The organism is Nocardioides zeae, assembly GCF_010686755.1.
In the GTDB taxonomy this organism is placed as follows: domain Bacteria; phylum Actinomycetota; class Actinomycetes; order Propionibacteriales; family Nocardioidaceae; genus Nocardioides; species Nocardioides zeae.
This window is the reverse complement of record NZ_JAAGXA010000017.1, coordinates 1-25,534: the sequence shown is the minus strand read 5'-3', so window position 1 is coordinate 25,534 and position 25,534 is coordinate 1. Positions and strand designations below refer to the sequence as shown.

Annotated in this window: 23 protein-coding genes and 1 tRNA gene; 15 read left to right on the top strand and 9 right to left on the bottom strand. The window is 74.0% G+C overall.

All coding sequences use genetic code 11. The features are described 5' to 3' along the window. Positions 1-37 precede the first annotated feature (37 nt). The 3 genes from G3T38_RS18570 (at position 38) to G3T38_RS18560 (ending at position 5,806) form a co-directional block, all read left to right on the top strand. A complete protein-coding gene (locus G3T38_RS18570) occupies positions 38-3,112 on the top strand; it encodes a glycosyl hydrolase (RefSeq protein ID WP_163774060.1) in 3,075 nt (1,024 codons plus the stop codon). 61 nt (positions 3,113-3,173) lie between these two features. Next, the gene (locus G3T38_RS18565) at positions 3,174-4,838 is read left to right on the top strand and encodes a hypothetical protein (RefSeq protein WP_163774059.1); all 1,665 of its coding nucleotides are present in this window, start codon (positions 3,174-3,176) and stop codon (positions 4,836-4,838) included. Next, entirely contained in the window at positions 4,835-5,806 is a 972-nt protein-coding gene (locus G3T38_RS18560) for a hypothetical protein (protein WP_163774058.1), read from the top strand. Before G3T38_RS18565 ends, G3T38_RS18560 begins: the two co-directional genes overlap by 4 nt. A 7-nt stretch (positions 5,807-5,813) precedes the next feature. Here G3T38_RS18560 and G3T38_RS18555 read toward each other — a convergent pair whose 3' ends face one another. Next, on the bottom strand, positions 5,814-6,482 hold the full coding sequence (locus G3T38_RS18555) for an ion channel (protein ID WP_163774057.1): 669 nt from the start codon (positions 6,480-6,482) through the stop codon (positions 5,814-5,816). A gap of 56 nt (positions 6,483-6,538) precedes the next feature. Here G3T38_RS18555 and G3T38_RS18550 point away from each other — a divergent pair, with 56 nt between their 5' ends. Further along, a complete protein-coding gene (locus tag G3T38_RS18550; RefSeq protein WP_163774056.1) occupies positions 6,539-6,907 on the top strand; it encodes a PadR family transcriptional regulator in 369 nt (122 codons plus the stop codon). Next, positions 6,904-7,614, top strand: a complete 711-nt coding sequence (locus G3T38_RS18545) for an HAAS signaling domain-containing protein (protein WP_163774054.1) — start codon at positions 6,904-6,906, stop codon at positions 7,612-7,614. Before G3T38_RS18550 ends, G3T38_RS18545 begins: the two co-directional genes overlap by 4 nt. A 77-nt stretch (positions 7,615-7,691) precedes the next feature. Here G3T38_RS18545 and G3T38_RS18540 read toward each other — a convergent pair whose 3' ends face one another. Beyond that, complete coding sequence (locus tag G3T38_RS18540; RefSeq protein ID WP_206675929.1) at positions 7,692-8,765, bottom strand: ABC transporter substrate-binding protein; 1,074 nt, start codon at positions 8,763-8,765, stop codon at positions 7,692-7,694. Positions 8,766-8,883: 118 nt separating this feature from the next. Between G3T38_RS18540 and G3T38_RS18535 the strand changes: the two genes are divergently transcribed. After that, a complete protein-coding gene (locus G3T38_RS18535) occupies positions 8,884-9,801 on the top strand; it encodes a helix-turn-helix domain-containing protein (RefSeq protein WP_206675928.1) in 918 nt (305 codons plus the stop codon). A 153-nt stretch (positions 9,802-9,954) separates the two neighbouring features. On the opposite strand, the gene G3T38_RS18530 is transcribed toward G3T38_RS18535, so the two are convergent. Continuing rightward, positions 9,955-11,469 (bottom strand): HNH endonuclease signature motif containing protein, encoded by a 1,515-nt coding sequence (locus tag G3T38_RS18530; RefSeq protein WP_163774052.1) that lies wholly within the window; start codon positions 11,467-11,469, stop codon positions 9,955-9,957. Positions 11,470-11,622: 153 nt separating this feature from the next. On the opposite strand from G3T38_RS18530, the gene G3T38_RS18525 reads away from it, so the two are divergent. From G3T38_RS18525 to G3T38_RS18510, 4 genes are all read left to right on the top strand, one after another. Continuing rightward, positions 11,623-11,698: transfer RNA gene (locus G3T38_RS18525), tRNA-Arg, on the top strand. A gap of 334 nt (positions 11,699-12,032) precedes the next feature. Then, the gene (locus G3T38_RS22815; RefSeq protein ID WP_163774050.1) at positions 12,033-13,706 is read left to right on the top strand and encodes an endo-1,4-beta-xylanase; all 1,674 of its coding nucleotides are present in this window, start codon (positions 12,033-12,035) and stop codon (positions 13,704-13,706) included. A 23-nt stretch (positions 13,707-13,729) separates the two neighbouring features. Beyond that, the gene (locus tag G3T38_RS18515) at positions 13,730-14,779 is read left to right on the top strand and encodes a sugar diacid recognition domain-containing protein (RefSeq protein ID WP_163774048.1); all 1,050 of its coding nucleotides are present in this window, start codon (positions 13,730-13,732) and stop codon (positions 14,777-14,779) included. 90 nt (positions 14,780-14,869) lie between these two features. Further along, entirely contained in the window at positions 14,870-16,048 is a 1,179-nt protein-coding gene (locus tag G3T38_RS18510; protein WP_163774046.1) for a glycerate kinase, read from the top strand. A 15-nt stretch (positions 16,049-16,063) separates the two neighbouring features. Here the strand turns inward: G3T38_RS18510 and G3T38_RS18505 are convergent, their stop codons facing one another. From G3T38_RS18505 to G3T38_RS18495, 3 genes are read right to left on the bottom strand one after another with little or no spacing between them, the layout of a single operon-like run. After that, positions 16,064-16,324, bottom strand: a complete 261-nt coding sequence (locus G3T38_RS18505; RefSeq protein WP_163774044.1) for a metal-sensitive transcriptional regulator — start codon at positions 16,322-16,324, stop codon at positions 16,064-16,066. Next, entirely contained in the window at positions 16,324-16,755 is a 432-nt protein-coding gene (locus tag G3T38_RS18500) for a DUF302 domain-containing protein (protein WP_163774042.1), read from the bottom strand. The genes G3T38_RS18505 and G3T38_RS18500 overlap by 1 nt, the downstream gene beginning before the upstream one ends. 56 nt (positions 16,756-16,811) lie before the next feature. Further along, entirely contained in the window at positions 16,812-17,231 is a 420-nt protein-coding gene (locus G3T38_RS18495) for a BLUF domain-containing protein (RefSeq protein WP_163774040.1), read from the bottom strand. A 239-nt stretch (positions 17,232-17,470) separates the two neighbouring features. On the opposite strand from G3T38_RS18495, the gene G3T38_RS18490 reads away from it, so the two are divergent. From G3T38_RS18490 to G3T38_RS18480, 3 genes are read left to right on the top strand one after another with little or no spacing between them, the layout of a single operon-like run. Then, positions 17,471-18,706, top strand: a complete 1,236-nt coding sequence (locus G3T38_RS18490; protein ID WP_163774038.1) for an LCP family glycopolymer transferase — start codon at positions 17,471-17,473, stop codon at positions 18,704-18,706. Further along, positions 18,707-18,895 (top strand): hypothetical protein, encoded by a 189-nt coding sequence (locus tag G3T38_RS18485; RefSeq protein WP_163774036.1) that lies wholly within the window; start codon positions 18,707-18,709, stop codon positions 18,893-18,895. Further along, a complete protein-coding gene (locus G3T38_RS18480; protein WP_163774034.1) occupies positions 18,888-19,457 on the top strand; it encodes a class III extradiol ring-cleavage dioxygenase family protein in 570 nt (189 codons plus the stop codon). The genes G3T38_RS18485 and G3T38_RS18480 overlap by 8 nt, the downstream gene beginning before the upstream one ends. Before the next feature lie 9 nt (positions 19,458-19,466). Here the strand turns inward: G3T38_RS18480 and G3T38_RS18475 are convergent, their stop codons facing one another. Then, a complete protein-coding gene (locus G3T38_RS18475; protein WP_163774032.1) occupies positions 19,467-20,957 on the bottom strand; it encodes an MFS transporter in 1,491 nt (496 codons plus the stop codon). Between the two features lie 107 nt (positions 20,958-21,064). Here G3T38_RS18475 and G3T38_RS18470 point away from each other — a divergent pair, with 107 nt between their 5' ends. Further along, positions 21,065-21,823 (top strand): TetR/AcrR family transcriptional regulator, encoded by a 759-nt coding sequence (locus G3T38_RS18470; protein WP_163774030.1) that lies wholly within the window; start codon positions 21,065-21,067, stop codon positions 21,821-21,823. A gap of 9 nt (positions 21,824-21,832) precedes the next feature. Here G3T38_RS18470 and G3T38_RS18465 read toward each other — a convergent pair whose 3' ends face one another. Both G3T38_RS18465 and typA read right to left on the bottom strand, forming a co-directional pair. Continuing rightward, entirely contained in the window at positions 21,833-22,498 is a 666-nt protein-coding gene (locus tag G3T38_RS18465; protein ID WP_163774029.1) for a hypothetical protein, read from the bottom strand. A 10-nt stretch (positions 22,499-22,508) separates the two neighbouring features. Beyond that, positions 22,509-24,392, bottom strand: coding sequence for a translational GTPase TypA (gene typA / locus G3T38_RS18460; RefSeq protein WP_163774027.1), 1,884 nt, complete (start codon positions 24,390-24,392; stop codon positions 22,509-22,511). A gap of 117 nt (positions 24,393-24,509) precedes the next feature. On the opposite strand from typA, the gene G3T38_RS18455 reads away from it, so the two are divergent. After that, positions 24,510-25,343, top strand: a complete 834-nt coding sequence (locus tag G3T38_RS18455) for a thioesterase family protein (RefSeq protein ID WP_338037760.1) — start codon at positions 24,510-24,512, stop codon at positions 25,341-25,343. Positions 25,344-25,534 lie beyond the last annotated feature (191 nt).

The following is a 25,534-nucleotide window of genomic DNA, read 5'->3' as shown; positions in this document are numbered from 1 at the left end:
CCTCGCGGCCCACGGGCCACTCATCTCGGGAGACACCATGGACGACGACGTCACGACCGCCTCCGCCAGCGCGCCGCGCGGCGCCCGCACCGGTCCCCGCCTCGACCGCCGCCTCGACCGCCGGCGGCTCCTGGCCGCGGCGGTCGCGTCCGTCGGCGTCGCAGCCGCGGCGACCGGCGCCACGGCCACGACCGCGGCAGCAGCCGCCCCCGGCGCCGCCCGCCCCGGCGTCCCGGGTCTCCCGGGCGACCTCGCCCGCCGCTTCGCGAGCCCGGGGCTGGCCACGGCCGCCGGCTTCCGCTGGTGGTGGCCCCACGGGGCCGTCGATCCGGCGGAGATCACGCGCGAGGTCCAGCAGATCGCGGCGGCGGGCTTCGGGGCCGTCGAGATCGCCGACGTCACCCACAGCCTGCGCGCCCGCGACATCGAGATCGACCTCGCGACCCAGGGCTGGGGCACCCCGTCGTGGGTCGCCGGCGTCCGTGCGGCCCTGAAGGAGGCCGAGAAGCGCGGCGTGCGCGTCGACATCACGGTGGGACCCTCGTGGCCCGCCGCCGTCCCGACGCTCACCCCGGACGACGAGGGCGCGTGCACCGAGCTGGTCCACGGCCGCGCGACGGTGGCCGCGGGCGCGACGTACGACGCGGCCCTGCCCGAGCCGCTCGTCGAGCCGGTGGCGGCGGCGACGCGCCGTACCCTCGTCGCCGTCCAGGCCGCCCGCCTCGTCACCGAGGGGACGACGCGCACGGAGGCCGTCCTCGACGGGGCCTCGCTCGTCGACCTCACGGACGCGGTCGTCGACGGCGCGCTGACCTGGACGGCCCCCGCCGGGTCCGGCAGCTGGGTGCTCCTGGCCTGCTGGCAGCGGGGCTCGGGCCAGGAGCCCGAGGCGGGGCCGCACACCGACCCGCGCTGCTGGGTCGTCGACCACTTCTCGCCGCTGGGCGCGCAGGCCGTCGTCGACCTCTGGGAGTCGACCATCCTCGACCGCGACCTGCGGCGCCTGCTCGGGTCGACCGGCGGCTACCTGTTCGAGGACTCCCTCGAGATCGAGACCGACGCGACGATCTGGACGCCCGCCTTCCTGGTGGAGTTCGAGCAGCGGCGCGGCTACGACCTGCGGCCCTACCTCGCCGTCGTGCTCGAGCTGCACGAGCGCTACCAGTTCGCCTTCGACGCCACGACGACGATCCGGGTGCGCGACGACGTCAACCAGACGCTCTCCGACCTCTACCGCGACCACCACCTGCGGCCGATCCAGGCGTTCGCGCGCACGCTCGGCATGGGCCTGCGCGTGCAGCCCTACGGCCTCGAGACCGACACCGTCGAGCACTCCGCGGTGGTCGACGTGCCCGAGACCGAGTCGCTCGGCTTCAAGAACCTCGACGACTACCGGGTGATGGCCGGCGGCCGCGACCTCGGCGGTCGCACGGTGCTGTCCTGCGAGGCGGCCTGCTACAACGGCGCGGCCTACTCCACCACCTGGGAGCGGGCGCTCCAGACCCTCCACAGCATCTACGCGGCGGGCGTGAACATGGCCGTGCTGCACGGCTTCGCCTACGCCTCGGCGCCCGGGGTGACGTGGCCCGGCTTCGCCGCGTTCTCGCCGTACTACAACGGTGCCGTGGGGTACGGCGAGGCGTGGGGGCCGCGCACGCCGCTCTGGCGGCACATGCCGGGCATCGCCGCCCACCTCGCGCGCACGCAGCTGGTGCTGCAGACGGGCGTGCCGAAGTACGACGTCGTGTTCCTGCGTCCCAAGGGCTGGGCGTCCACCGGGATCGGCGCACCGTGGGCCACGAACGACGGCATCCCGCTCGGCTGGACCCACTCGTTCGCCACGCCCGCGCTGCTCGAGCTCCCGCTCGCGACGGTCCGCGACGGCCGGCTGGCACCCGACGGCCCGGCGTACCAGGCCATGGTCGTCGGCCCCGACCAGTTCCGCGGCGGCCGGTGCTCCATCGAGCTGTCGGCGGCGCAGCGGGTCCGTGCCCTGGCGGAGGCCGGGCTGCGCGTCGTGCTCCTCGGCGACTGGACCCAGGCGGAGCCCGTCGGCGTCGAGACCGCGGAGGTGATCGCCGAGATCCGCGCGGAGATGGCGGCGATCGCCGCGCTGCCGACGACGCGCACGGTCGCCGTGCAGGGCGACATCCCGGCGGCGCTGACCGCGCTGGGCGTCACTCCCGACGTGAGCCACGAACGCTCCACCCTCATGTCGGTACGCCGCGTGCTCGCCGACGGTGGCGGGGTCGACCTCTACTACCTGGCCAACGCGAAGCACGCCGAGAACCGGCGCCTCGAGCGCGTCACGCAGGACGTCTGGCTGACGGCGACCCGCAGCGACGCGGTGCCGTACCGGCTCGACACCTGGAGCGGGACGCTCGCGCCGGTGCCCCTCCACGAGCGGTCGGGGCAGCGGGTCAAGGTGCGGGTCGACCTCGTCCCGGGCCAGTCGAGCGTCATCGTGCTCGCGGCGCCGGCGGCCTCGGAGCGGCCCGTCTCCGTCGTCGCCACGACCGCCGTCGACGTGACGGGCGACGACCGGCGGCTCGTCGTGCGCGCCACGACGCCGGGCACCCACACGGTGACGCTGGCCGGTGGCCGCACCCGGTCGGCCACCGTGGCGTCGGTGCGCGCCCCCCTCACGCTCCGCACGTGGGACCTCGAGGTCGAGGACTGGACCCCGGGCCGCACCGCCACCGAGACCACGCGCACCACGCGCCGTACCCGCCTGTCCGTGCTCGTGCCGTGGTCGCAGATCCCCGGGTTCGAGGACGTCTCCGGGATCGGCCGGTACCGCGCGTCGGTCAACCTCGGCCAGCAGTGGCCGGTGGGCACCGGCGCGCTGCTCGAGCTCGGCGCCGTCGAGGACACCTTCCGCGTCACGGTCAACGGCCAGGTGCTCCCGCCGTGCGACCCGCTGCGCACGACCGTCGACCTCGGCCGCCGTCTCCAGCGCGGCGCGAACACGATCGAGGTCGAGGTCGCGACGCCGTTGCTCAACCGGCTCCGCACGGTGACGCCGGAGGTCTACGGCGTCGCGACGCGGCAGGGCTATGGACTGGTCGGGCCGGTGCGGCTGCTGCCGTACGTCGAGGCGGAGGTCCGCTGACGTTTCCGCCGACGGCGGTCGGGGGATCCCTCCGGGTCATCTCGGACCCGGAGGAACCACGATGCTCGATCCCGACCTGCTCCACCGCCGCGCGACGACCGGTGATCCCGCTGCCCTGAGGGGCTACGTGGAGGCGATCCGCGCGGAGTGCACCCGCCTCGATGGCGCCCGCGAGGAGACCGCCACGGTGGCGGCGATACCCGGCTGGACCGGCATGGCCGCGGCCCACTACGCGGCCCGTGCCGGGGGGCTGGTCGACGGCATCAGCACCATGCGCAACGTGCTCGGTCCCGCTGCGGGCGGGATGGAGGCAGCGGCGGGCTCGGTCGAGACCGCGGTCGAGGCCGCCGACGCCGCCATCGTGCCGTGGCGCGAGCGAGGGGCCGACCCGGGCGGGCTCGAGCAGCTGCTGGCCTTCGCGGTCTCGGCGCGGCTCGTGGGCATCACCTCCGACCACGACGCCCGGCTGGCCGCGGTCGCAGCGGTGCTCGGCGGGGACGGCGACGAGGTCGACATCGACGCCCTGGACAGCGACACCCGGGAGTGGGTCGAGCGGGGGCTCGACCGCACCGACGCGTGGCTGGCGGGCAACGGCAGCGGGCTGGGGCCCCTCATCCCGAACACGGCGGCCACCGGCGACGACCGGGGGTGGATCCCCCAGGGGCTCGGCTACAGCGGAGCCACCGGGCTGCTGCTGCAGAGCTACTACGCGAAGGACGGCGGTTCCTACCTCGCACTGGTGGACGAGGCAGGCGGCACGGAGGTCAACGAGCTGCGGCTCGGTGACGAGGACGGCGAGGCGCCGGGCCACGTCGGTGGCGTCACCGTCGACGACGAGGCCGGGCTCGTGCACGTCAGCTCGGGCGGCAGCGTCCACACCTACTCGCTGCAGGTCCTGCAGGACGCACCACCCGGGACGCGGGTGGACGCGGTCCGATCGAGCCGGGTGGCGGCGGCGTCCTACACGGCGTTCGCTGACGGCCTGCTCTACGTGGGGTCCCACGACAAGAACGTCCTGCACGTCTACCGCCCCGACGGGAACGGGGGCTGGACGCCGCAGCTCGACGGCTCGGGCGACCCGGTCACCATCGACACGCCGGACGACGTCCAGGGCGTCGTCGTGCGCGACGGCGAGCTCGTGTTCAGCACCTCGTACGGTCGGCAGAACGAGAGCGCCCTCGTGGTCCAGGACCGGGACACCGGCGAGCGCAGCGAGCCGTACCCCCTGCCGAACATGTCCCAGGGCATCGTCGAGGTCGACGGCCAGATCGTGACGACCTACGAGTCGGGTGCGGAGGAGTTCGACGACGCCGGCACGGGAGCGTTCGGGTGGCTCTGGGGCGTGCCGGACGATGACGGCCTCTGGGCGAGCCCCCACATGACCCGCACGCCGCTCTCCGAGCTCGGGCTCTCCGCCGACGAGGTGGCGGTGGAACCGCAGAGCCTCGTGACGGCCGCGGCGCGGCTCGGCGGGGTGGCCGACACCCTGCGCTCGGTCGCGTCCGCAGTCGCCGGCGTCCGCACCGCTGCCGTCCAGCTGGGCGACGTGCCGTCGGCGGGCACGGCGAGCACACGGACCAACGAGGTGCTCGAGCGCTGCGTCTCCCTCCTGCAGGCGGGGGCGCGGGCGACCGACGAGGTCGCCGCCGGGCTGGAGGCCGTGTCGAGCGACCTCACCGGCACGGACCAGGGCGTCGCCACCCACCTGACGGGCATGCAGCCGTGACGCGGCGTCGGTACGTCGTGGTCGTGGCCCTGCTCGTCCCCCTCGTCCTCGCCGGGTGCGACGGGGACGGTCCGGCGAACGCGCCCGACCCCGCCGTCGAGGTGTCATGGCCGGCGTCCGAGGCGCCGCTGGCCGAGGCCGGTCTCGTCTGGTGGGCGGACGGTGAGCTGCACCTCGGGGACGGGACGACGGTCCCCGTCGGCGCGTCCGACCGCGCGCCGGGGGACCTCGTCGTCGGCGGCGACCGGGTGTGGGTGCGCGGCTGGGCTCCGCCCGCGGACTTGCCCGACAGTGGCGACGACGACCTCGGCCACCCCGACGACCTGCACCTCGTCGACGCCTCGGGGGACGTCGAGGACCTCGACGTCCGGGTCGACTCGCTCGCCGCCTCGTCCGACGGCCGGTACGTCGCGCTCATCGACCTGAGCTCGGGCGAGGAGGACCGGTACGGGACCCCGCAGGCTGCCACCGTCGTCGTGGATACCCGCACCGGCGAGGAGGTCGTCCGCTCCACCGACGGGATGGGCGACCGCGCGACCGACGACCTCGCGGCGCTCTACCCCGACGTCGAGCTTGAGGTGCGCGGGTTCGCCGACGGCGTCTTCTGGGTCGACACGGCCGAGGGGACGCGCACCGTCGACCCGACCGACGGCCGGATCGCCGCCGTGGACCCGGAGGACGAACCCGAGGACGCACCCTGGCAGGAGGTCATCGCACCGGCCCCGGCCGGCGTCGACCCTGCCCGCTGGCTGCCCCTGCAGCGGTTGGTCGACGGCACGGTGGTGGCGGTGGTCGCCGACGGGTCCGGCGTCGGCGGCGCGGGCGTGCTGGCGACGTGCGCCCCGGCCGCCAGCCGCTGCGCCTCGGTGCCGGAGTCGGCGGGACGCGTCGTACGGCTCCCGGCAGGGTCGGCGTGGGACACCGTCGTCGACCTCGGCGAGCCGCGCTGGGAGGATCCGGCGTCCTGAGGGTCGCTCAGCCGCGGTCGCCGCGCTGCTCCTCCCGCACGTGGGAGAGGAGCCACGCGGCGAGCGCGGCGGTGACGACCCCGACCGCCCCGATGCCGACGAGCATGAGCACGACCGCCAGCAGGCGGCCCTCGAACGTCACCGGGTAGCGGTCGCCGTAGCCGACCGTCGTCACCGTCGTCGTCGCCCACCAGAGCGCGTCGCCGAAGGTGCGGATGTTCGCGTCGGGCGCGTCCTGCTCGGTGTCGAGCACGGCGACGGCACCGAGGAAGAGCGAGATCAGGGCGGTGCCGAGCACGTACGTCGTGGCGCGGCCCGCGAGCCCGCCCGCGGCCGTGCGCTGCAGGACGCGCATGAAGGCGAGCACGCGCAGCACCCGGAGGGGGCGCAGGAGCGGGAGCAGGATGAGCGCCACGTCGTACCAGTGCCGCAGGGCGTAGCGCCGCCGGTCGCGGGCGAGCCGCATGCGGATCGCGAAGTCGATCGCGAAGGCCCCCCACACGGTCCAGGAGACCGTGCGAAGGAGGGTGCGCAGGTCGGGATCGAGGCGGGGGTCGAGCACCGGCCAGGCCCAGGCGACCAGGAACGCGAGCGCCGGGCCGAGCAGGGGCACCTCGACACGTCGTTCCCAGGCGTCGACCCGCGCCTCGCCGCGCGCCTCGTGCTGCTCGTCCACGGGCGGCACCCTAGGACCAGTTCCGCTCGACGGCGTCGACAGGTAGCATGTGTCGCATGGTACCTAGCGAAGCGCAGGTCCTCGCCAACCTTCGCCGGGGGGTGGTGGACCACTGCGTGCTGGCCGTGCTGCGCACGGGGGAGCGCTACGGGCTCGACATCGCCCGGGAGCTCGAGGGCACGCTCCTGGCCGGGACGGGAACGCTCTACCCCCTCCTCTCCCGGCTGCGGAAGGGTGGGCTCGTCGCCACGTCGTGGCAGGAGTCGAACGAGGGTCCGCCGCGGCGCTACTACCGGCTCACCGGCGACGGGGAGGCGGCGTTGCGGGCGTTCGAGGCGGCGTGGGTGCCGTTCCGCGAGGCGGTGGACGGCGCGCTGGGCGAGACGCCGGGACGGAGCACAGGACGAGGGGAGGAGCCGCGATGAGCGGTGAGGGGAAGCCGGTGGGGCTGTCGGCGGACGAGCGGGTGCGCCGCTACCTGGCCGAGGTCGACGCGGCGCTCGCCGCGCGCGGCGTCGCGGACCGGTCCGAGATAGTCGCCGACCTGCACGAGCACGTCGAGGCCGCCCGTGCCGAGGGGGAGGACGTGACGACGCTCCTCGCCGGGCTGGGCGACCCGCAGGTGATCGCCGCTGAGGCCGCGCGCGACCAGCCGGTCGGGCCCGCGCCGTACGCCACGGCTCCCGTTCAGCCCCAGCGACAGCCCCAGGGACAGCCCCTGCGACAGCCGCAGCGGCGCGCGTGGCCGGCACTGGTCGCGCTCGGCCTCGTCGTGCTGGGGTCGTTCCTCCTGGGCGTCGTGACGCAGCCGGTCGTGCCGATCGCCGTCATCGTCCTCGGCTGGACGGGCATCTGGGCCTCGCCGCTGTGGCGGACGGGCGAACAGTTCCTCGGCACGATCTTCGTGCCTGCGCCGGGCATCGTGTGCGCGGTCGCGCTGGGCGTGTTCGCGGGCGGGAGCGAGACCTGCGAGACGACCTCGGACGGCATCGACACCCAGACCGTGTGCACCACGGCCGACGGCGGCGGCAGCCTTCTCGCCCTCCTCATCGGCGTCCCGTTCATCGTCCTCGGGCTCGCCTACCTCGTGCTGCTCGCACGTCTCGCGGTCGTGCGGTCCCGCGGCGCCTGAACCGCTTGCGGTGACGGACGGGGCGGGGCGCGCCCCCGTGCGCGCCCCGCCCCGGTCCCGGCCGATCAGCCGGGCGTTCAGCCCTCGACGTCCTGCGGGGACTCGCCCGCGAGGGCGTCGACGAGGCGCGGCTCGAGGTGCTCGAGCACGTACTTCTGGCTCAACGGGGTGAGGAAGTAGATCGCGCCGGAGAGCACGGCGTCGCTGTAGATCGCTCGGCCCTCCTGGACGGCGGGCAGGGTCGACATCGTGCCGAACGAGAGCACCTCGTCGATGCCCTCCGGGGACTCCGTCGCGAACAGCACCACGTCCGCGTCGAGGAGGCCGACGTTCTCGGCCGAGATCTGCGCCTGCTCGCCGGCGCCCGGCGCGTGCTGCTCGAGGCCCGGCGTGATCGTGAACCCGAGGTCGGTGAGGAAGTCGGTGTTGACGCCGTCGGGATAGACGTAGATGACGCCCTCCCAGATGACGCCCTGTGCGAAGGTCGCCGTCTTGCCGGCGAACTCGGGGTGCTCGGCGGCCACGGCGGCGTACGCCTCGTCGACGCCCGTGATCAGCTCCTCGCCCTCGGCCGAGCGGCCGACGGCCGCGGCGATCTGGCGGGTCTGGTCACGCCAGGGCGACGTGTAGCCCTCGGACCCGTCCGTCGCGGTGACGGTGGGCGCGATCTCGGAGAGCCGGTCGTAGGCGTCCTCGGTCATGCCGGCGTTGGTGCCGATGATGAGGTCGGGCTCGAGCTCGGCGATCCGCTCGTACTGGAAGCCGTCGGCCGCGCTCAGCACCTCCGGCTCCGCCCCGTTGAGGAGGTCGGTGGCCCAGGGCCAGACGGCGAACTCCTGCTCGCCGTACCACTCCGTCGTCGCGATCGGCGTGACGCCGAGCTCGAGGAGCACGTCCTGCTCCGTCAGCCCGACGGTGACGATGCGCTGCGGCTCGGACTCGATGGTCGTCGCGCCGTACTCGTGGTCCACGGTCAGCGGGAACGAGTCGGTCGGCTCGGTCGTGTAGTGCGGGTTCTCCTCGGCGCGGTCCTCGGCGGCGCTCTCGCCGCAGGCGACGAGGGCGGAGAGCGCGAGCGCGGCGGTGACGGACGCGGCAAGGGCGCGGGGGGCGCGGGGGGCGCGGTGGCTCGGGCAGGGGAGCAGGGTCACGGTGGTCCTCGGGGGTGGGGCCGTCGGATCGGGCGCGACGGCGCGGCGTCGTGGAGGGTAGCCTCACCTAACCTCCGTCGCGATCGTCGTGGACGGACATCAGTCGAGGTGAGCAGTCATGACCCTGTCCGTCGAGCGGGATCCCTCGTACGCCGCGCCGCAGGCGCACGAGGGCGATGTCGGCGAGCGGACGATCGCCCGTCACGGAGCGGGAGCGATCACCACCGAGTGGTTCGACGTCGCGGCGGGCACACGCTACGACTCCCATCTCCACGCGACCGACCAGCTGGCCTGGATGGTGGCGGGCAGCATGCGGCTCACGGTCGGCGGCACCACCTGGGAGCTCGGCGCCGACCACGTGGCCTGGATCCCCGCCGGCGCGCTGCACGAGATGACGATCACGCGGACCGGGACGCTGGTGGACGTGTACGCCGACCCCGTGCTCCGCCCCCAGGGCGAGGGTCGGGTCGGAGGCGCCGGCGCGGACCGGCCGGCCGTGCTCGCCGTCGAGCCGATGGCCGCCACCCTGCTGCGGCACGCCGCGGAGGCACCACGGTCACCGGAGCGCCGGCGGCTCGCCTACCGCCTCCTCCTCGACGTGCTCGGCGACGCGCCCCTGCGCCACGACGTGGTCGCGCTGCCCGCCGATCCGCGAGCACGGCGCGTCGCCGTCGCGCTCCTGGACGACCCGGCCGACCCACGGACCCTCGGCGACTGGGCCGCCGACCTGCACGTCAGCGAGAAGACGCTGGCGCGGGCCTTCGTCGCCGGCACCGGCCTCACCTTCCGCCAGTGGCGGCTCCGCCGCCGCCTGCAAGCGGCTGCGGGTCACCTCGTCGACGGGCTCGGCGTGGCCGAGGTCGCCGAGCGCGTCGGCTACGCGTCGCCCAGCGCGTTCATCGCCAGCTTCGCGGAGGTCTACGGCTGCACCCCGCGGAGGTACGCCGCGAACGCGCGCGCCGCGGACGGGATGGCCGGGGACAGGATGGTGGCGAACGGGACGGCCGCGGACGGGACGGCCGCCGACGCCCGGTAGACGGTCGTGCACCGTCGAGTGCGTGGTCGTCGAGCCACGTCCGCGCTGGGGCGAGCCCGCGGGAGTCCTGGCTCACCGGGTGCGCCGGATCTTCCTGGTGTTGGTGCTGGTGCTGGCGTCGGGTGCCGGGTCGATTCGGTCGGGGCCGGTCGCTCACGTCCGCCTCGTGAAGCGGAGCTTGCCGGTGCCGAGGCGTTCGACGAGGTAGAGCGGGTCGTGGATCTGGTGGTGGTGCTGGTCGCAGAGGAGGCAGCCGTCGTTCACGGTGGTGTGGCCGCCGTTGGACCATGCGGTGAGGTGGTGGGCGTGGGTCTGGTGGGGTGGTCGGTTGCAGCCTTCGGCGACGCAGCCGCCGTCCCTGATGGCCATGGCGAGGCGCATCGCTCGGGTGTGGAAGCGGGTGGTGCGGCCGAGGTCGAGGACCTCGCTCTTCGTGCCGAGCACCGCGGGGATGATCCCCGCCTCGCACGCCAGGCGTCGGGCTTCGGATGCGCTGATCGTGGTGCCGGTGTCGAGGGACGCTGAGGCGAGGCCGCCTAGCAGGGACTCCAGGGTCATGGTGACGACGACGGTCGCGCCCATGCCACCGGTGGCGGGGAGGTCCTTGTGGTCGAGCATCTCCAGGAGCTGTTGGAAGGCCCGTCCGTAGCGCTCGGGGGTCGCTCGGTCGCGTTTGAACCGCTGGTCGGGGTCCTCGTTGGTGTTGAGGTGCTTCGGGGCGGCGTAGGCGTCGAGGGCTTTGCGGAGCATCGCGCCGTGGAGCTCGGGCAGGACGAAGCGGCCCCACACGCGACCTAGGCCGTCGGAGACCATCGAGAGGCGCGACGTGGCTCGGGCCTCGCGTTCTTCGCGTTCGAGGAGAGCGGCGTCGTGTGCTTCGCCGATATCGGGGGCGATGACGGCGAGGATCTTCTTCCCCAGCATCCGCAGGGCGCGGGCGTCGTGGTCGGCGGCGTACCCGACCAGCACCTCCTCCGCCCGCGACAGCAGGGCGGGGTCCAGTTCGCCAGGTAGCGCGTCGAGGGCCTTGACGATGACGTCGGCCTGCTCGAGGTCCACGACGCCGGTCAGGCAGCCGGGGCCGAGGTGGCTCCGGTACCGCCCCGTGTCCTCGCCGACGGCGGCCCCGACGCGAGCGAGGCGGTAGGCATCGCGACGCGTCGCAGCGGTCGCGTTCGCCAGCCACACCGCCGCGGTCGAGGCACCGTTCTGTCGGTACAGCTCGACGTCCTCGGCGTGCTGCACCAACACCGCGACCAGCGCCGAGGCCCGTGCGGCCAGCCGGTGCGCGTCGACCAGCGCGACCCCCGTCTGGGACGCGCTCAACCATCCGATGCCGGTGCGCCCGTCCGCGGCGAGCACGGCCGTGGCCACCCGGATCGCCTCCAACAACGGATGCCCCATGTCGACCGGACCGGCACCGGGACCCGAGGCGACCCCGGGCACCACCCACCCAGGTTCGGGCTCCGGGGCGGGCTCAGCCGCGTCGTACCGACCCTCGCGACTGACGATCCGGCACCCCAGCGTCGCCTCCTCAGGCCACTCGCCGGTGGTGAAGGCGTGCTCCAACCAATCGGGATCGGGCAGATCGACCGAGAACTCGGCAGGGGGCTCCGGCACCGGTGGCCCGAAGCCATCGGCGTCACCAGAAGAGCTGACCCCCGTCATGGCCACCACTCAACCCGCACCCACCGACAGTCCTGAGCGAGACCCGCCCCGGCGACGTACCGCCGGGGGACAACCTCCCCGCCGAACCCGGCTCGACGCGAGACCCGTGCACCCTGAGAACGCGGGGGAACCGGATGGCAGGATAGGACGCACGCCCCAGTAGCTCAGTGGATAGAGCAGCCGCCTCCTAAGCGAAAGGTCGCAAGTTCGACTCTTGCCTGGGGCACCACCATGGACCGCTCGCGAGTCGGTCTACGGGGCCGGTCGTGACGCTGTCCCGGCGGACGACCGACCCCGCAGTGCGCTCAGCTCGTGTGGCAAGCGTTCGCGCAGTAGGAGCAACCGTCGACGTCGGCGTAGTACTGCTTCGCAGCAGACACCGCGCCGCTGCAGTCCGGGCAGTACCCGAGACCGATCCTGTTCGTAGCCCTGGGCAGGCACCCGCGGGTGGAAGCAAGGTCGTGTGCGCTGCCCGGCATGATGCGCACGTCGGTCGCACCACGGGAGCCACGGGAGCCACGGGAGGGTCGGACGTGAGGGATCTCCGGAGACGCTCCGGCAGCGTGGCGGCCGTCGTCCTCGTGGTCGTCGCGGCGGGCTGCACCGCGACCGACGGGACATCCGACCGCGCCACCGTGATCGACCTCCTGGAGCAGGGCTGGGAGCACGTCCCGGGGGTCGTCGCGGACGGCGACGGCCTGCGGGTGACGGCGACGGGCTGGCGCATCGTCGACCAGGACGGCGGGGGCGGGCAGCCGAACCCGCCGGTCGACCTGGCGGGCACGCACCTCCTGGCCCCGGACGACTTCACCCTCGACGCGTCCTTCTCGGACGTGACCGCCGACGCCACCTGGGCCGTCTACGACAGCCCGCCGGTGATCGCCGACGAGTTCCGCATCGAGCCCGCGGGCCTACGGCTCACGCTCCGTGACGACGACCTCCGCATCACGGTCTTCGACGGCGCGGACCCGGAGGACGTGACCGACCCGGAGCCCGTGCACGACGAGCAGGTGACGCTCGCCGATCCCGAGGCCGAGCTCTCGGTCGCTCGCTCCGGCGACCGGCTGCACGTCGCCAGCGGCGGCGAGACCGTGGCCTCCCTGCCGCTGGGCGACGTCTTCGGCTCCGGCGAGCTCTGGCTGGGGCTGTCGAGCGGCGAGGGCACGTTCTCGGTCGACGCGCTCACCGCCGCCGCGCCGGAGGGCGCGTCCCTCGCGGCCGCGGGTCCGGCGGTGGCCGACGTCGCGCCGTACCCCGACGGCCTGCAGGCCGCTGCCGCCCGCGTGCGCCCGGACTTCCGCGTCGGTGCGGCCGTGGCCCTCGGGCCGCTCGCCGGGGACCCGGACTACGCGGCGAGCCTCCTGGGCGACTTCGGTGCCCTGACCCCGGAGAACGCGATGAAGGCGCAGTTCCTCGCGCCGCGGCAGGGGGAGTACGTCTTCGCGGAGGCCGACGCCCTGCTCGACGTCGCGGAGAGCCGAGGGATGGCGGTGCACGGCCACACCATCGCCTTCACCGAGGCCATGCCCCGCTGGATGCGCGAGCTGCCGGCCGACTCGGCCGAGGATCGTGCGGCCAGCGCGGAGGTCCTGCTCGACTACGTGACCACCGTGGTCACGCACTTCCGGGGTCGGCTCGACTCGCTCGACGTCGTCAACGAGCCGTTCGACGTCGACCAGGGCACCGCGCTGCAGGAGAACACCTGGTACCGCGTCTTCGGCCCGGACTACCCGGTGGTCGTCTCGCAGGCGGTCCACGACGCCGACCCCGACGTCCGGCAGTTCATCAACGAGAACGGCGCCGACGTGCCCGGTCCCCGCCAGGACGCCCTGCTCCGGCTCGCCCGCCACACCAACGCGCGGGGCGGCCACATCGACGGCGTCGGCCTGCAGTCCCACGTCTACGACCTCGCCACCGACGCGATCTCCGCCGATGACCTGGCGACGACCCTGGACGCGGTCGCCGACGCCGGGCTGGTCGCGCGCATCTCCGAGAACGACGTCACGGACGCCGAGGGGCAGGACGCCCAGGCGGAGCAGTACGCCACCGCCCTGGCCACCTGCCTGCGCTCGGAGGTCTGCGTCTCCTGGACGACCTGGGGCGTGGACGACCGCTACGACTGGTACGTCGACGACGACGGCCTGCAGCAGGGCCACGACCTCCTGTACGACGACGGGGAGCCGACGCCGGCGCACGACGCGCTGCGGGACGTGCTGCAGGACGCGCTGGCGGGCTGACCGCGCCGCCTAGGGTGACCGCCATGGCGGGAGCACCGGGGGCGGGCGACGGGCTCGACCCCGCCCTGGCGCAGCGGGTCGTCGACGCCGTGGCGCCCACCCTGCGGCGGGACCTCAACCTCATGGACATCGACGGCACGGTGGTCGCGTCCACCCGCGCCGACCGGGTGGGGCAGCCGCACCGCGCAGCCCGCGAGGTGGTGGCGACCGGGCGTCCGGTCCTGGTCACCGACGTGGCCGAGGGGGTGGAGGACCGGCCGGGCGCCAACGTCCCGCTCGAGCTCGACGACCGCATCGCCGGGGTCGTCGGCGTCACCGGGGACCCGGCCGAGGTGGAGCCCGTCGCGCGGGTGGTCGCGTTGACGGTGGGCCTGCTGCTCGCCCGCGAGCGCGAGCACGACAGCGGCACCGAGACCCGCACCCGGGTCCGCGCGCTGGTCGCGGTCCTCGCGTCGCCGACCGCGACGCCCCTCGCGGTGCAGGAGCGTCTCGAGGCCCTCGGGCTCGGCCGGGGGCCGTGGTCCGTCGGGGTCTGGTGCGACGTCGAGGTGGCCCGGGACGGCACGGCCGTCCCGCCGCCCCGCGCCGAGCAGGCCGTCACCGCCGCCAACGACCGCCGCGATGCCGACGGCGCCGAGGGTGCCTCCCCGTGCGCCGTGGTCGTGGACGGGCTCCTCTGGGGCGTCGCCGGTCACGGGCGACGGCTCGACCGGGAACTCGGGGGTACGGCGACGCGTCGGGTCGTCGTCGAGGACCTCGTCGACCTCGAGGACCTGGCCGGGTGGGCCCACGACCTGCAGGCGCTCGGGCGTCGGGGGCGCCTGCTGCCGACGGCGGCGGAGGAGCCCGGTTGGCGGGCGGAGGTCGCCGTCGGTGTGGCGCACCTGCCCGACCGGAGCCGGCGCCGGCTCGCGCGCACCGCGGCGCGGCTCTCGCCGGTGCACCGCAACACGCTGCTCCAGCGCGTCGACCGCATCCGCGCGCTCACGGGCCTCGACCTGGGCCGCCCCGACGAGGCGGCGGTGCTGCTCGGCGCGGTGCACGCCCTCGCGTCGCTGCCCGACGACCTGTAGGCACCTGCACACTCCTCGCCAGCCAGGTGGGGGATCGTTGTGGGCGCGCGTCCGTAGCGGTGGGAGGACGGCGCCTCTAGGGTCGTCAGCATGACCTCCGCCCGACGCCGACCCCGGGTGGTCGTCGCCCCCGACTCGTTCAAGGGCAGCGCGACCGCCGCGGAGGTCGCAGAGGCGATGGCGGCGGGCGTCCGTGCCGCGCTCGGTGTCCCCGGCGCTCCCGAGGCCGACGTCCGCGTGGTCCCGTTCGCCGACGGCGGCGAGGGCACGCTCGACGGGCTCCTCGGCGCGTGGCGGTCGACCCCGCGGGTCGTCCGCGCCACCGACGCCCTGGGTCGTCCCGTCGAGGCCCGCTGGGGTCGCGCGCCGGACGGCGCCGTCGCGGTCGTGGAGGCAGCCGAGGCCAACGGGCTGCCCCAGGTGAGCGACGTGCGGCTCCAGCCCCTCGCGGCGACGACCCGCGGCGTCGGCACCGTGGTGCGCGCCGCCCTCGCGACCGGCTGTCCCGAGCTGCTGCTCTGCATCGGCGGGTCCGCGACGACCGACGGCGGCGCCGGCCTCCTGCGCGAGCTCGGGGTCCGCTTCCTCGACGCGGACGGGCGGGACCTGCCCGACGGCGGCGGCGCCCTGGGGCGGCTCGACCGCATCGACGCCAGCGGGCTGGACCCGCGGGCCGCTGCCGTGCGGTGGCGGATCGCGTGCGACGTACGGAACCCCCTCGTCGGGGAGCGGGGAGCGGCGGCCGTCTTCGGGCCGCAGAAGGGGGCGGGGCCCGCCGACGTCCGCGTCCTCGACGCGGGTCTGCGGCGCCTCGCGGCCGCGTTGCTCGAGGCGACCGGGGTCGATGTCGCCGACCTCCCCGGCGCCGGCGCGGCCGGCGGACTCCCCGCCGGCCTCCACGCGCTCCTCGGGGCGGAGCTCGCCCCCGGCGGGGAGCTGGTGGCGGACGCGGTCGGCCTGGCGGACCTCGTCGCGGACGCCGACCTCGTCCTCACGGGGGAGGGGCGGCTCGACGGCCAGTCGTTCCACGGCAAGGTCGTCGACACGGTCCGCCGGCTCACCCCGGCTCACGTCCCGGTCGTCGCCGTGGCCGGCTCCGTCTCCGCGACCGTCGAGGAGATCGACGCGGCGGGGTTGACCGCCGCGTTCTCGATCGCACGAGGCCCGGCGACCCTCGACGAGCTCCGTGCGAGCACCGTGGACGCCGTCACCGCCGCCACGGCCCAGGTCGTGCGGGTCTGGCTCCGGGGCTGGGCGCCCCCCGGCTGAGCCGGGCCCCGCCTGTCACGCCAGCGACAGGAACAGCTTCTCCATCTTCTTCACGTCGAGGCTCTCGACGCCGTCGGCGGCGATGCACTGCTGCAGCCCGGTCGCGACGATCGCGAACCCGGCCCGGTCCAGCGCCTTGGAGACCGCCGCGAGCTGCGTGACGACGTCCTCGCAGTCGCGTCCCTCCTCGAGCATGCGCAGCACGCCCGCGAGCTGGCCCTGCGCCCGCTTGATGCGGTTGATGACGGGGGCCATCGACTCGGGCTCGAGCTGCATCAGCGGCCTCCGTCGCCGGTCGCGTCGAGCGCGCCCGCGGCCACCGCGGCCACCGCGGCGAGCGCGGTCGTGAGCAGGCCGCGGACCTCGGTCGCGACGTCGGCGAGCGCGTCGCCGCCGATCAGCGTCATCGCGGACGGGTCGAAGGCCTCGACGACCGTCGTCGTGGCGTCGACCTCGCGGACGACGACGTTGCAGGGGAGCAGCGTCGCGACGGACGGGTCGGCGGTGATCGCGGCGTACGCCGCCTGCGGGCGGCACGCCCCCAGGATCACCTGGCGGGCCACCTCGACGCCGAGCTTCGCGCGCAGGGTGCCGGCGAGGTCGATCTCGGTCAGGACCCCGAATCCCTGGGTGGCCAGGGCTTCACGGGCGGCGGCGAGCGTCTCGTCGTAGGACCGCTGGACGGTCGCGGTCAGCGTGTAGGTCACGGCAGGGGACCCGTGTCGCGAGCGTCGAGCGCACGGGGCCGATGGAGGCGCACGCCTCAGCGCAGGCCCTCGCGGAACACCTGGTGAAAGACCTCGGCGCTGCCTCCCGCCGGCGTGGTCAGCCCCAGCTCGCGGTTGGTGCGCAGGTAGTCGGAGAACCCGGGCAGTCGCTGCGCCTCGACGCCGTCGATCCTGCGGAACCCCATCGTCCACTCGGGGAACGCGCGTTCCGCGACCGGCTCGTTGAGCACGATGAAGAGCCCCCGGTGGCGCGGGTCGGACAGGATGCGGCCGAAGGTGGCGTGCACGGCCGCGTCCGGACCCTCGAGGGTCTGCACGAAGCTGCCGTCCGCGTAGAGGAGCGCCCCGGTCAGGTCCGCGGCGTGGTTGGCCGCGCGCGACTGGTGCAGCAGGTCCTCGAGCTCCCCGGGCGACATGGGGTCGACGGCGCTGCTCAGGTAGGTCAACGAGATCAAGGGTCCACCTGCTCATCAGCGCGCTGTCGGGCCTCCCATCGTCACACGTCAGGTGCGCGTCGCCGCGCGGTCCCCCCGCATCGCGCGGCGCCGGAGGCCCTTGTTCACCCGCACGGGCGAGACCGCGGCGTACCTGAGGGGAGGCTGTGACCTTCGCCAGAACGCCGTCGATGATGTCGCACGCGCTTCCGGGCCCACGTACATTGCGTCTGGCCCTCGTCCACGCCGCAGGAGAAGACGTGTCCGTCACACCCCCGAGCCCCGCCGGCCGGCGCGCCGCGCCCAAGCGCCGCGCGCGGTCGAAGCGTCGGCACACGGTGGCGACCGTCATCACGGCCACGGCCGCGACGCTGTGCATGATCACGGCCCTCGGCGTGGCCTTCACGGTCCGCCAGCTCGACAACGGGATCAACACGTTCGCCAACGGAGACGCGGCCCTGGGTGACGACCGCCCGGACAAGGTGGACGCGGACACCCCGGAGGAGCCGCTCAACATCCTCCTCGTCGGGTCCGACGCCAACAACCCCGACAACGGCGCGCGCTCCGACACCACGATCATCATGCACCTGTCGGGCGACCGGGAGTTCGCGTACGGCGTCAGCCTCCCGCGTGACGCGCTCGTCAACCGCCCCGAGTGCCTCGCGGCGGACGGCACGGACGTGCCCGGCGAGAGCATGGTCATGTTCAACACGGCCTACAGCGAGGGCGGCGCCCTCTGCACCCAGAAGACGGTCGAGTCACTCACCGACATCCGCATCGACGCGACCATCGAGATGGACTTCGGCGGGTTCGAGGAGATGGTCGACGCCATCGACGGCGTCGAGATCTGCCTGACCGAGCCGATCCGCGCGAGCCGCTACAACAAGGCGCTGCCGAAGGAGGGCACCTTCACGGCGAACGGCGAGGAGGCGCTCATCTACGTGCGCGAGCGCCACCAGCTCTCCATCAACGGCGACGTCGGCCGCATGAAGCGCCAGCAGGCGTTCCTCGCGTCGATGGCGAACAAGGTGGTGTCGGCGCAGACGCTGACCAACCCGGCCCGCGTCTACAACTTCGTCAAGGCCGTCATCGACTCGATGACGATCACCAAGGGCTACAACGACATCAACAAGCTCGCCGACATCGCTGGCGGCTTCAACGGCATCGGCCTCGACAACATCAACTTCCTCACGGTGCCCAACGAGGAGTACTCCGAGGACCGCAACCGCCTCGTCTGGACCGACGAGGCCGACGACCTGTGGACCCTCATCCGCGAGGACAAGCCCCTGACGTCCGAGTTCCTCACCGGTGCCATCGGCGCCGAGGAGGGCGGCGGCAGCGTCAACACGGGCGAGCCGTCGGCGTCGCCGAGCAGCCCGGGCAGCACGGCGACGGATCCCTCCACCACCGCGACGGACACCCCGACCGACAGCGACCCGACGGACGACGAGGAGTTCGACCCCGACGAGTTCGCCGCCAGCAACGGTCTCTGCTGAATGGTCGAGCACGAGGCGAGCCCCGAGCCCGAGTGGCAGCGCAAGCGCCGCCTCGCGGCGATCTTCGGCGACGCGCTGCCCGAGCAGACCGGCGACGACACCGACCGTGGCGAGCCGGGCGACCAGCGCGGCGGCGACTCGGCCTCCGACGCCTGGCTCCGGGCGCAGGTCCCGCCGCACCATGGCTGACGCCGGGCTGACGGTCGCCGCGACCGCCCTCCGCGACATCGTCGTCGTCCCGCCCGTGCCGGCGCTCCTGCCGGAGCACGCGAGCCTGGTCGACCCGGTGGCGGAGCTGCGTGCCGCCGCGACCGCCGCCGTCGCGGACCTCCGTGCCGGGGGCGGCCCGATCGGCGTGCTGGGCTCCCCGGGCTCGGCACGGGTCGCGGACCACCTCCTCGACGGGGTTCCCCACGCGCCGTACGACGCGGAGCGACCGCCCGCCGACCGGGAGGGCCTGCTGGTGCTGGGCAACGGCTCGGCCATGCGCACGGAGAAGGCCCCCGGTCACCTCGACGAGCGGGCGGAGGCCTTCGACGCCGCGCTGGGCCAGGCCCTGGCGGCGGCCGACGGTGCGGCGCTCGCCGACGTCGACGCGGCGCTGGGGAGCGCCCTGTGGGCCGAGGTCGAGCCGCTGCGGGCGCTCGGCCGGCTGCTGGACGGTGCCGGGGCTGCGTGGCGGGTCGACGTGACCTACGACGACGCGCCGTACGGCGTGCAGTACTGGGTCGTCCGCCTCACTCGCGCCTGAGGACGGTCCTCAGTGCTCCTCGGTGGAGCGCGAGTCGGTGAGGGTGCGGGCGCCCACCACGGTGATGACGGCGACGAGGCCGGCCAGGAGGGCGAAGCCGATCCGCTGCCCGTGGAGGAACTGCTCGGTGACGGCCGACGACCACACGCCGACCGGCAGGGTCGTGCCCATGACGGCGGCGGTCACGGTGCCGATCACCGCGACACCGACGGAGTTGCCGATCTCCTGCGACGTGTCGTTGAGGGCGGAGCCCAGCGAGGTGTGGCTCTCGGGGAGGGCCTCGACGAGCGCGACCGCCGAGGTCGTGACGACGAGCCGCATGGCCACGGCGAGCAGCCCGAGGCCGATCGCGAAGACCGGGTAGCCGGCGTCGAGCGCCACGACGAGCACGAGCAGGGCGACGACGAGCAGCGAGCTGCCGGCGATCGCGGTGAGGCGGTGCCCGACCCGGTCGACGAGCACGTCGGTCAGCGTCCCGGCGAGGAGCATCCCGGCCACCATCGGCAGCGTGCCGAGGCCGGCGACGACGGGGGACCAGCCCCAGGCGTACTGGAACAGCTGCGTCGACGAGAACGCCACCCCGACCATCGCCACCATCACGCCGGACTGCAGCAGCGCACTGCCGCGCACGGTCGGCAGGGCGAACAGCCGCAGGTCGAGCATCGGGTGGGCCGCTCGTCGCTCCCGCAGGACGAAGCCGACCGCGGCGACGACCGCACCGACGGCGGCGGCGAGGGTGCCGGGCGCGTACCAGCCCTCGTCGACCGCCAGCGTGAGGGCCAGCAGGCCGAGCCCGAGCGTGGCGACCGAGAGCAGCGCGCCGGGCACGTCGGCCCCACCGGTGCGGAGGTCGGCCGGGTCGTCGGCGGGGATGCCGCGCCACACGCCCCACCAGGCGATGACCGCCACCGGAGCGTTGACGACGAGCAGCACCTGCCAGTGCAGGTGGGTGACGGCGAGGCCGCCGAGGACGGGCCCGATGACGACGCCGAGCATCGCGACGCTGACGATGAGGCCGATGGCCCGACGGCGCAGCTGCTCGTCGTCGAAGAGCCGGAACATCAGCGACATCGTGCCGGGCGCGATGAGCGCCGCGAAGACGCCGCAGAGCGCGCGCACCGCGATGAGCTGCCAGGCCTCGGTGGCGGCCAGCACGAGCAGGGACGACAGGCCGAAGCCCGTGAGACCCACGAGCAGCATGCGGCGGCGGCCGAGGAGGTCGCCGAGCGTGCCGCCGATGAGCAGCAGGCCGCCGAAGGTGAGCGAGTAGGCGCCGACGATCCACTGCAGACCGGTCGGTCCGACGGCCAGGTCGCGGCCGATCGTCGGCAGTGCGACGGTGAGGATCGAGTTGTCGACCATCTCGACGAGCATCGTGAGGCAGAGCGCGAGCAGGGCGGGGGCCGCCATGCGGAGCGACGTGGGTCGGGGACGGGACGGCGTCGTGCGGGGGGACGGGGGTGCTGACGGGGTCGTCGTGGGCGTCGGTACGGCGGTCATGACGGCCTCCTCTCCGAGGATCGGTGGGATCGAACCGTGTTCGACTCGAACACAGTTCGACTATAGAACGTTGTTCGAGAGTGTCAAGACCACCTAGGGTTTGACGCATGGCTCCGTCGCGCTCGACCCGTTCCACGCGACGCGTCACCCACTCCCGCGAGCAGATCGTGGAGACGGCGACCGCGATCCTCGACGCCGAGGGCATCAAGGGGTTGACGCTGCGCGGGCTCGCCGCCGAGCTCGGCGGTGGCCTCGGCAGCATCTACTGGCACGTGGCGGGCAAGGAGCAGCTCGTCGAGCTGGCCTGCGACGAGCTGGTCGGGCGGGCCCTCGCCGCAGCGGAGTCGGGCGACGCGGGGGACGCGGGGGACGACGTACCGTCACCGCCGCTCGAGGTCGACCTCGGCACCCGGGACCCCGCGGTCGTGGAGGCCGCGCTGCAGGTGCGGCGCATCGCGCTCGCGCTGTTCGGGCAGATGGAGCGTCATCCCTGGCTGGCCGGCCAGGTCGAGCTCAGCGGGGGTCAGCCCAACGGCCTGCGCGTGTGGGAGGCGATGGGACGGCCGCTCGCCGCGATGGGGCTGACCCGCCGGCAGCAGTTCCACGGCAGCACGGCGCTGCTGGGGTACGTCGTGGGTGTCGCCGCGCAGATGTCCTCGCAGGACGCGATCATCGACCCCGCGCTCGACGCCGACGAACAGCTCGAGCTCGTCGTGGCGCGGTGGCAGGACCTCGACGCCGACGAGTTCCCCTGGATCCGCTCGATGGCGGACGAGTTCCGGCGCCACGAGGACCTGGAGCAGTTCGCGGCCGGGCTCGACCTGCTCGTCCTGGGTCTCGTGCGGCAGGTGCCCGAGGAGCGGTAGGCGGGACGCTCAGGCGCTCGCGCGGGCCCGCTCGGCGAGGCGCACGGCGGCGTGCTGCACGAGCCGCACCTCCTCGGGGTCGCGCGCGGCCTCGTGGGGCACCTGCCCGCCGAGCAGCGCGGCCGGCTGGGTGAGCCAGGCCCACACCTGCCAGGGGTCCATGCGGGCGGCGAGCAGCGGCTCGAGCACGGCGCCGAGCTCGGTCCGCACGTCGCCGGCCTCGTCGAGCTGGAAGGCCGGCACCATGGTGCGGCCGTCGTCGTGGACGACGACGAGGAGCCCGCCGCGCTCGGCGGCCTTGTGCACGGCGAAGCGCGTGGCGTTCTCCGAGCGGCCCCGCAGCTCGGCGAGGCTCGCGTAGGTGTGCCACGCACTCGCCAGCAGCCCGGCCCGCACCGCGGCCTTGCGCCGCAGCTGCACGAGGGCGACCGGCACGGCGTGCGCCGGCTCGTCGCCCTGCTGGTGCAGCACGGCGTCGAGCTCGGTGAGGCGTTCCGGCGTCAGGGGCTCGCCGGTGCCGGGCTCCGTCCAGTACGCCGCGCCGTCGGCCCCGCGCCGGAACGACGGGAGGCCGGCCGGGCCGAGCTGGTCGGCCAGGCCGATCTCCTCGAGCCAGGCCGCCAGCCGCTCGCCGGTGCCCCCGTCGTCCCCGAGCCTGCGGACCCGGCCGTGCACGGTCCGTGCCCTACTTGGACTTGCGGGCGCGCGACGCGATCTTGGCGCGCTCGTTCTGGTCGAGGACGACCTTGCGGATGCGCACCATCTCGGGCGTCACCTCGACGCACTCGTCCTCGCGGCAGAACTCGAGGCACTGCTCCAGCGACAGCTTGCGCGGCGGGATCAGCTTCTCGAAGTTGTCGGAGGTCGCGGACCGGATGTTGGTCTGCTGCTTCTCCTTGGTGATGTTGACGTCCATGTCGTCGGCGCGCGAGTTCTCGCCGACGATCATGCCCTCGTACACCTCCGTGGCGGGCTCGACGAACATGACGCCGCGCTCCTGCAGGGCCGTCATGGCGTACGCCGTCGCGGCGCCCTTGCGGTCGGCCACCAGCGAGCCGGAGGCGCGCGAGCGGATCTCGCCGGCCCACGGCTGGTAGCCCTCGGAGATCGAGTGGGCGATGCCGGTGCCGCGCGTCTCGGTGAGGAACTCGGTGCGGAAGCCGATGAGGCCGCGCGCGGGCACGATGAACTCCATGCGGACCCAGCCGGTGCCGTGGTTGGTCATGCCCTCCATGCGGCCCTTGCGGGTGGCGAGCAGCTCGGTGATGGTGCCGAGGTACTCCTCCGGCGCGTCGATCGTGAGGCGCTCGGTGGGCTCGTGGACCTTGCCGTCGATCTCGCGCGTGACGACCTGCGGCTTGCCGACGGTCAGCTCGAAGCCCTCGCGGCGCATCTGCTCGACGAGGATCGCCAGCGCCAGCTCGCCGCGGCCCTGGACCTCCCACGCGTCGGGGCGGTCGGTGGGGAGCACGCGGAGCGACACGTTGCCGACGAGCTCGGCGTCGAGGCGGTCCTTGACGAGGCGGGCGGTGACCTTCGAGCCCTTGACCTTGCCGACGAGCGGCGAGGTGTTGGTGCCGATCGTCATCGAGATGGCGGGCTCGTCGACGTGGATGAGCGGCAGCGCGACCGGGTTCTCGGGGTCGGCCAGCGTCTCGCCGATCATGATCTCCGGGATGCCGGCGACGGCGACGATGTCGCCGGGGCCCGCGGACTCGCCGGGCTTGCGCTCGAGGCCCTCGGTGACGAGGAGCTCGGTGATGCGGACGTTCTTCACGTCGCCGTTGCGCTGCATCCACGCGACGGTCTGGCCCTTCTTCAGGTGGCCCTGGCGGATGCGCAGCAGCGCGAGGCGGCCGAGGAAGGGGGAGGCGTCGAGGTTGGTGACGTGGGCCTGGAGGGGGCCGTCCTCGTCGTACGACGGCGCCGGGATCGTGTCCAGGATCGTGCGGAACAGCGGCTCGAGGTCGGAGCCCTCCGGCATGGTGCCGTTCTCGGGCTGCGTCAGCGACGCGATGCCGGCCTTGCCCGACGCGTAGACGACCGGGAAGTCGAGCGCGTCCTGGCTGTGGGAGTCGTCGAGCAGGTCCATGAACAGCTCGTAGGACTCGTCGACGACCTCGGAGATGCGGGCGTCGCTGCGGTCGGTCTTGTTGACGACCAGGATCACCGGCATGTCGGCGTTGAGCGCCTTGCGGAGCACGAAGCGGGTCTGGGGGAGCGGGCCCTCGGAGGCGTCGACGAGCAGCACGATGCCGTCGACCATCGACAGGCCGCGCTCGACCTCGCCGCCGAAGTCGGCGTGGCCCGGGGTGTCGATGATGTTGATGGTGAGGCCGTCGGGGGCCGACGGGCCGGTGTAGCGGACCGCGGTGTTCTTCGCGAGGATCGTGATGCCCTTCTCGCGCTCGAGGTCACCGGAGTCCATGACGCGGTCGGCGACACCCTCGGCCTGGTGCTCCGTGAAGGCCCCCGCCTGCTTGAGCATCGCGTCGACGAGCGTGGTCTTGCCGTGGTCGACGTGCGCCACGATGGCGACGTTGCGGAGGTCGGAGCGGAGCGTGGTCATGAGGTGCGGCGTCACTTCCGTCGAGGGATCTGGGTGGCACACCGGTCGCCGGAGGGCCCCGGCGATCTTAGTGCCCCGCTCGGCCAGGGCCGATTCGTTGGCCGCTACCCTGCGTCTGTGATCCAGACCGAGACCCCACCGCCCGCCGAGCTCGACCGCGACCTGGCGCTGACGCCGCTCGACGGGCCCGACGAGGCGGTACGTCGCTTCTCCGGCCACCTCCCGGGCGGCTGGTCCGTCGGCGGGGGCATCAACGGGGGCTTCCTGCTCGCCATGATCGGCAGCGCCGTGCGCGACACCGTGCCGGACCGGCCGCACCCGGTGGCGGTGGCCGCGACGTACGTCGGCGCCTCGACGGAGGGCCCCGCCGAGGTGACGACGCGGGTCGTGCGCCGCGGCACGCTGACCACCGTCGCCGCCGAGCTCGCGCAGGACGGGGCGCCCCGCATCACCGCGCTCGCGACGTTCTCCGACCTGGCGGGGCTGACCGACGAGGTCGGGACCACGGCGGTCGCGCCCGTGCTGCCGCCGCCCGAGGAGTGCGTGCGCACGTCGGACGCCCCGCCGGACTTCCTGCGGACCGCGCCGCTCGTCGAGCGCTTCGAGATGCGGCTGACGCCGCGGAGCGTCGGCTGGGCGGTGGGCCAGCCGTCCGGGACGGGCCTGCTCGAGGGGTGGTTCCGGCTGCCCGACCGCGAGCCCGACCCGCTGATGCTGCTGCTCGCCTGCGACGCCATGCCGCCGGTCACCTTCGACCTCGGCCGCCCCGGCTGGGCCCCGACGGTGCAGCTGACGACGCACGTCCGCGCCGTACCGGCCCCCGGCTGGCTCCGGCTGCGCCAGTCGACGAGCAACGTCGCGGGCGGGTTCTTCGAGGAGGACTGCGAGATCTGGGACTCCGCCGGACGCCTCGTCGCCCAGTCCCGCCAGCTCGCGCGCGTCCCGCGCTAGATCGGGGCCCGGCACTTTCCCCGGTCAGCCGGGGAACACGCCGCTTCGACCATCAATGTTGATGGGCGGAGTCCATCGGTCTAAGCAACGCCTGCTTGATGAGGGGTGTGGGCGTTGCCGAAGGTGTTCTCGTATGAGACGCGTGATGAGTTCTTCGAGTTGGTCTGTGGTGGGTTCTCGTTGCACAGAGC